We start from the raw sequence: 5,870 nt of genomic DNA, 5'->3' as shown, positions 1-5,870 counted from the left end.
ACCACGGCACGTCCTCCGGCCAGGCGGAACACCTCGCGGGCGAGGTCGTACCAGCTCGCCTGGCCCGAGGACGTGCCGTGGTAGACGCCGCCGGGCGCGCCCGAGCGGGTGAGGGCGAGCAACTGCCGCGCCAGGTCGGCGGTCCAGGTGGGCTGGCCGATCTGGTCGGCGACGACGTCCACGGTGGGGCGGGTGCGCTCCAGGTCGAGCATGGTGCGGACGAAGTTGCGGCCGCCGGCCCCGTAGAGCCAGGCGGTGCGGACGACGTAGCCGCGCTCGGGGAGCAGGGCGAGGACGGCGCGCTCGCCGGCGAGCTTGGTGCGGCCGTAGGCGGTGCGGGGGGCGGGGGCCGACGCCTCGGAGTAGGGCTGGGTCGCGTCGCCCGGGAAGACGTAGTCCGTCGAGACGTGGACGAGGGCGGCGTCGGACTCGGCGCAGGCGGCGGCCAGATGGCGTACGGCCGTGCCGTTGACCGCCAGCGCCTCGGGCTCGCGCGTCTCGGCGTCGTCGACGGCCGTCCAGGCGGCGCAGTTGACGACGAAGGCGGGGCGGTGGGCGGCGACCGCCGCGCGTACCGCCGACGCGTCGGTGACGTCGAGGGTCCGGCGGTCCAGGCCCACCGCCTCGTCGCCCAGCAGGGCGAGGAGGTCGCGCGCGAGCATGCCGGACGCGCCGGTGACGAGGTACGTCATCGGGCGGCCACCACCCTGGTGCCGGGCAGCAGCGGGCCCCACCAGTCGCGGTTCTGGCGGTACCAGGCGACGGTCTCGGCGAGGCCCTTGGTGAAGTCCGTGCCGGGGCGGTAGTCCAGCTCGTCGCGGATCTTGGTCCAGTCGACGGAGTAGCGGCGGTCGTGGCCCTTGCGGTCCTCGACGTGGGTGACGTGGGACCAGTCGGCGCCGCAGGCTTCGAGGAGGAGGGCGGTGAGTTCGCGGTTGGTCAGTTCGGTGCCGCCGCCGATGTTGTAGACCTCGCCGGCCCGGCCGCGCAGGCGTACCGCTTCGACCGCGCGGACGTGGTCGTCCACGTGCAGCCAGTCGCGGACGTGGGAGCCGTCGCCGTAGAGGGGGACGGCTCCGCCGGTGAGGAGGCGGGTGGTGAAGAGGGGGATGACCTTCTCGGGGTACTGGTAGGGGCCGTAGTTGTTGGAGCAGCGGGTGACGCGGACGTCCAGGCCGTGGGTGCGGTGGTAGGCGAGGGCGAGGAGGTCGGCGGAGGCTTTCGAGGCGGCGTAGGGGGAGTTGGGGGCCAGGGGCTCGGACTCGGTCCAAGAGCCGGCGGGGATGGAGCCGTACACCTCGTCGGTGGAGATGTGGACGAAGGTGCGGACGCGGTGGCGCAGGGCGGCGTCCAGGAGGACCTGGGTGCCCAGGACGTTGGTGCGGACGAACTCGGCGGCGCCGGTGATGGAGCGGTCCACGTGGGACTCGGCGGCGAAGTGGACGACGTCGTCGTGGTCGGCGGCCAGGTGGTCGACCAGGTCGGCGTCGCGGATGTCGCCGTGGACGAAGGCCAGCGCGGGGTGGTCGGCCACGGGGGCGAGGTTGGCGCGGTTGCCGGCGTAGGTGAGGCGGTCCAGGACGGTGACGGCGACGTGGTCCGGGCCGGTGGGGCCCAGGAGGGTGCGGACGTAGTGGGAGCCGATGAAGCCGGCGCCGCCGGTGACCAGGACGCGGGTGGGGGGCTGCTGCGCAGGAAGGGTCATGAGCTGATCTGCACCTTGCTGTGGTCGCCCAGCACGAGGCGGTGTGCGGCGGGGATGGGGGGAGCGGGGGTGATCTCGACGTTACGCCCGATGAGCGAGGCCTCGACGCGGCCCACGCCGTGCACGCTGGAGCCGCTGAGCACGATGGAGTACTCGATCTCGCTGTCGGTGATCCGGCAGTCCTCGGCGATGGAGGTGGAGGGGCCGACATAGGAGTTGGTGATCGTGGTGCGGGCGCCGATGGTGACGGGGCCGACGATCCGGGAGCCGTGGACGGTCGCGCCGGGGCCGATGCGCACCCGGCCGATGATCTCGGTGGCGGCGTCCACCGTGCCCTCGTCGGCGGGGGTCAGCAGCTCCAGCACGCTGCGGTTGACCTCCAGCATGTCGGCGACGTTCCCGGTGTCCTTCCAGTAGCCGGAGACGATGGTGGAGGTGACGGGGTGGTGGTGGTCGATGAGCCACTGGAGGGCGTCGGTGATCTCCAACTCGCCCCGGAGTGAGGGGGTGATGGCGCGGACGGCCTGGTGGACGGCCGGGGTGAAGAGGTAGACGCCGACGAGGGCGAGGTCGCTGCGGGGGGACGGGGGCTTCTCCTCCAGGCGTACGACGCGGCCCTCGACGTCGAGTTCGGCGACGCCGAAGGCGCGCGGGTCGGGGACCTTGGTGAGCAGGATGCGGGCGTCGGGGCGGGTGGCGCGGAAGTCGTCGACCAGGTCGGTGATGCCGCCGACGACGAAGTTGTCGCCGAGGTACATCACGAAGTCGTCGTCGGCGAGGAAGTCCCGGGCGATGAGGACCGCGTGGGCCAGGCCGAGGGGGGCGGCCTGGGGGAGGTAGGTGACGTCCAGGCCGAAGCGGGAGCCGTCGCCGACGGCGGCGCGGATCTCGGCGGCGGTGTCGCCGACGATGATGCCGACCTCGCGGATGCCGGCGGCGGCGATCGACTCCAGGCCGTAGAAGAGCACCGGCTTGTTGGCCACCGGGACGAGCTGCTTGGCGGAGGTGTGGGTGATCGGGCGCAGCCGGGTGCCCGCGCCGCCGGAGAGTACGAGTGCTTTCACTGCCTGGCCACTCCCATATGCGATCAGAGGTAAGTGTGTTAATCGGCCCCGGCGGGGTCCGGGTGTGCTGCCGCCGGACGCTGCCGCGTGGTGCCGTTGGTATGCCGTTGTTATTGCTACGTTCGCACCATGAATGGCCGAATGTCAGTTATGTCCGGCCCTGAGCGTCGGGCGTGGCTCCTCGTCACCGGCGTCGCGGTGACCGCCTTCATCGCCAAGATGGCGCTCGCCGCGCACACCCGGGGCCCCGCCGACGTGCGCTTCTTCTGGGGCTTCGCGCGGGCCATCGCCCGGACCGACCCGGTGCGCGTCTACGCCGAGCCGCTCCCCTGGCTGCCGGTCTACAACCACCCGCCACTGGCGAGCTGGATGCTGCTCGTGATGGAGAAGCTGGCCCAGCTCCACGTCCCCTGGCGGCCGTTGATCCGCTTCCCGGCCTGCCTGGCCGACCTTGTCACGGTGCTGCTGGTGTTCGCGATCGTGCGCCGCAGGGGCTCCCTGCGGACGGCCGTGCTGTGCGCGCTCGGCGCGGCGCTGTGCCCGGTGCTGGTGGCCACCTCCGGCTACCACGGCAACACCGACTCGGTGGCCGTGATGTTCGCCTTCGCCGCCGCCTGGCTGCTGGTGGACAGGAAGATGCCGGTGGCGGCCGGGATCGCGGCCACGCTGTGCGTCAGCGTAAAGCTGATCCCGGTGGTCGCCGTGCCGCTGCTGTTCGCGGCGGCCTGGCGGCTCGGGCGGCCGGCCCTGGTGCGGTTCACGACCGGGGCCGGCGCGCTCTTCGCCCTCGTCTGGGGGCCGCCGCTGCTGCTCGTGCCCGGCGGGCTGAAGGCCAACGTGCTGGAGTACGCGGGCGGCAACTTCAGCTTCTGGGGGCTGGTGCGGTTCGCGCGCTGGGGCGGGGTGCCGGAGCCGTACGTCCAACTGCTGCGCGGCGAGGGCCACTGGCTGATCGTCGCCGCGATCATGGCGGTGGGCGTGTGGCTGGTGTGGCGGGACGCGGACCGGGCCCCGTACGCCGTCGCCGTGACCCTCGCGCTGCTGCTGCTCCTCTCCACCGCCTCCGGAGTGCAGTACCTGGCCTGGCCGGCCGCCGGGCTGTTCGTCATCGGGCTGTGGCAGGGACTGGCCTACGGAGCCGTCGTCGGCGGCGTGACCGCCTCCGTCTACTCGGGGCAGCGGCCCGTGCACTGGACCGGCGCCGAGATGGCCTTCGGGGCGCTGGGGTGGGTGGTGCTCGCGCTCGCCGCCGCCTCCGCGCTGCTGCCCGCCGTACGGCAGGCCCGGGCGGCGCGGCGCACCGGCCCGCCGCCGGCCGGGCCCCGGGGAGCCGTCCCGCCACCGGCCGCCGCCGACCGGCCCAGCGTCGCCGACCGGCCCACCGCCGCCACCACCACCGGAGAGTGAGGAAGACCATGACCGACACCCGCACCGGAGCGGCCCAGGCGGCCGGGACGGCCGGCCATGTGCCGGGCAGCCGCAGCAGCACCGACGCCCCGGCGGCCGGCGGAGCCGAACCGCGCATCGGCGTCCTGGTCGTCGCCTACAACGCCGAGACCACCCTCGAACGCACCCTGGACCGCATCCCGGCCGACTTCCGCCCCCGCATCGCCGAGATCCTCATCCTCGACGACGCCAGCAGCGACGCCACCTTCACCGCCGGCACCCGCTGGTCCCAGCTCGACGGCATGCCGCCCACCGTCGTCATGCGGCACACCAAGAACCTCGGCTACGGCGGCAACCAGAAGGCCGGCTACCGGCTTGCCGCCGAGCGCGGCCTGGACATCGTCGTGCTGCTGCACGGCGACGGGCAGTACGCCCCCGAGATGCTGCCGCAGATGGTCGAACCCCTGGTGCGCGGCGAGTGCGAGGCCGTTTTCGGGTCGCGGATGATGCGGCCGGGCGACGCCCTGAAGGGCGGCATGCCGCTCTACAAGTGGCTGGGCAACCGCGTGCTGACCAAGCTGGAGAACGGCCTGCTCGGGTCCGAGCTCACCGAGTTCCACTCCGGCTACCGCGCCTACCGCGTGGACGCGCTGAGCAGGCTGCCCATCGACCGCAACACCGACGACTTCGACTTCGACACCCAGATCATCGTGCAGCTCGCCGACGCCGGGATGCGCATCCGCGAGATCCCCATCCCCACCTACTACGGCGACGAGATCTGCTACGTCAACGGGCTCCGCTACGCCAAGGACGTCGTCAAGGACGTGGTCGAGTACCGGCTGGCGAAGAAGGGCTTCGGCACCTGCGACTGGATTCCCAAGCCCGTCGCGTACGCCTTCAAGGAGGGCGACGGCTCCTCGCACGCCGCCATCCTCGCCGCGCTGAGGCGACTGCCGCCCGGCCGGGTGCTGGACGTCGGCTGCTCCGGCGGACTGTTCGCCGAGCGGCTCGAAGCCCTCGGCCACACCGTCACCGGCGTCGACTGCGTCGAGGTCGAAGGCGTGCAGGCCCGCTGCTCCGGCGGCTTCCACCTGGCCGACCTGGAGGACGGACTGCCGGCGGCGGTCGGCGGCGGCTACGACTACGTCGTCGCCGGAGACGTCGTCGAGCACGTGTCACGGCCCGAACGGCTGCTCGCCGAACTGCGCGGCGTCCTGCGCCCGGACGGCCGGGTGCTGCTCTCCGTCCCCAACTTCGGCCACTGGTACTCCCGGCTGCGGGTCGCCGCAGGCGCGTTCGACTACGACCGGCGCGGCATCCTCGACGAGACCCACCTGCGCTTCTTCAGCCGCGCCAGCCTGCGCCGCACCGTCCGCTCCGCCGGCTACGACGTGCTGTCGCTCGCCGCCACCGGCGCGCCCTTCTGGCAGGTGCTCGGCGGCGGCCCGGCGGCCACCGCGCTCGGCGGGGCCTCCCGGCTGCTCACCCGCCTCCGGCCGACCCTCTTCGGCTACCAGTACGTCGCACTGCTGACCCCGCACGCGGCCCGCACGCTCATCGCTGGAGAGCACATCGATGTCCAGGACGTCCTCAACCGCCAGTACACCCCCGGGGACCAGCCCAGGGACCGGGAAGGGACCCCGGCCGTCGGCGTCTGAGCACGCCCTGGTGGGGGCCCCGCGCGACCCCCGCGGCCCTGTCTCTTATACACATCT

Annotated in this window: 5 protein-coding genes; 2 read left to right on the top strand and 3 right to left on the bottom strand. The window is 72.9% G+C overall.

Going from position 1 to position 5,870, the window contains the following annotated elements; genetic code table 11:
- From rfbD to C6N75_RS02155, 3 genes are all read right to left on the bottom strand, one after another.
- On the bottom strand, positions 1-692 hold a 692-nt coding region (gene rfbD / locus C6N75_RS02165; RefSeq protein ID WP_105867120.1), incomplete at its 3' end, for a dTDP-4-dehydrorhamnose reductase.
- Positions 689-1,705: a dTDP-glucose 4,6-dehydratase gene (gene rfbB, locus C6N75_RS02160; RefSeq protein ID WP_105867119.1), complete on the bottom strand. Its 1,017-nt coding sequence runs from the start codon at positions 1,703-1,705 to the stop codon at positions 689-691. The genes rfbD and rfbB, both read right to left, overlap by 4 nt.
- Positions 1,702-2,769 carry a glucose-1-phosphate thymidylyltransferase gene (locus tag C6N75_RS02155; protein ID WP_105867118.1) on the bottom strand — a complete coding sequence of 356 codons (1,068 nt, stop codon included), beginning with the start codon at positions 2,767-2,769 and terminating at the stop codon, positions 1,702-1,704. Before C6N75_RS02155 ends, rfbB begins: the two co-directional genes overlap by 4 nt.
- A 150-nt stretch (positions 2,770-2,919) precedes the next feature.
- On the opposite strand from C6N75_RS02155, the gene C6N75_RS02150 reads away from it, so the two are divergent.
- Positions 2,920-4,176: a glycosyltransferase family 39 protein gene (locus tag C6N75_RS02150; protein WP_181160294.1), complete on the top strand. Its 1,257-nt coding sequence runs from the start codon at positions 2,920-2,922 to the stop codon at positions 4,174-4,176.
- Positions 4,177-4,184: 8 nt separating this feature from the next.
- Complete coding sequence (locus C6N75_RS02145; RefSeq protein WP_105867117.1) at positions 4,185-5,813, top strand: bifunctional glycosyltransferase/class I SAM-dependent methyltransferase; 1,629 nt, start codon at positions 4,185-4,187, stop codon at positions 5,811-5,813.
- Positions 5,814-5,870 lie beyond the last annotated feature (57 nt).

The organism is Streptomyces solincola (assembly GCF_002982015.1).
GTDB classification, from domain to species: domain Bacteria; phylum Actinomycetota; class Actinomycetes; order Streptomycetales; family Streptomycetaceae; genus Streptomyces; species Streptomyces solincola.
Note: the sequence above shows the minus strand (reverse complement) of the source record. Positions and strands in the feature narration are given on the sequence as shown.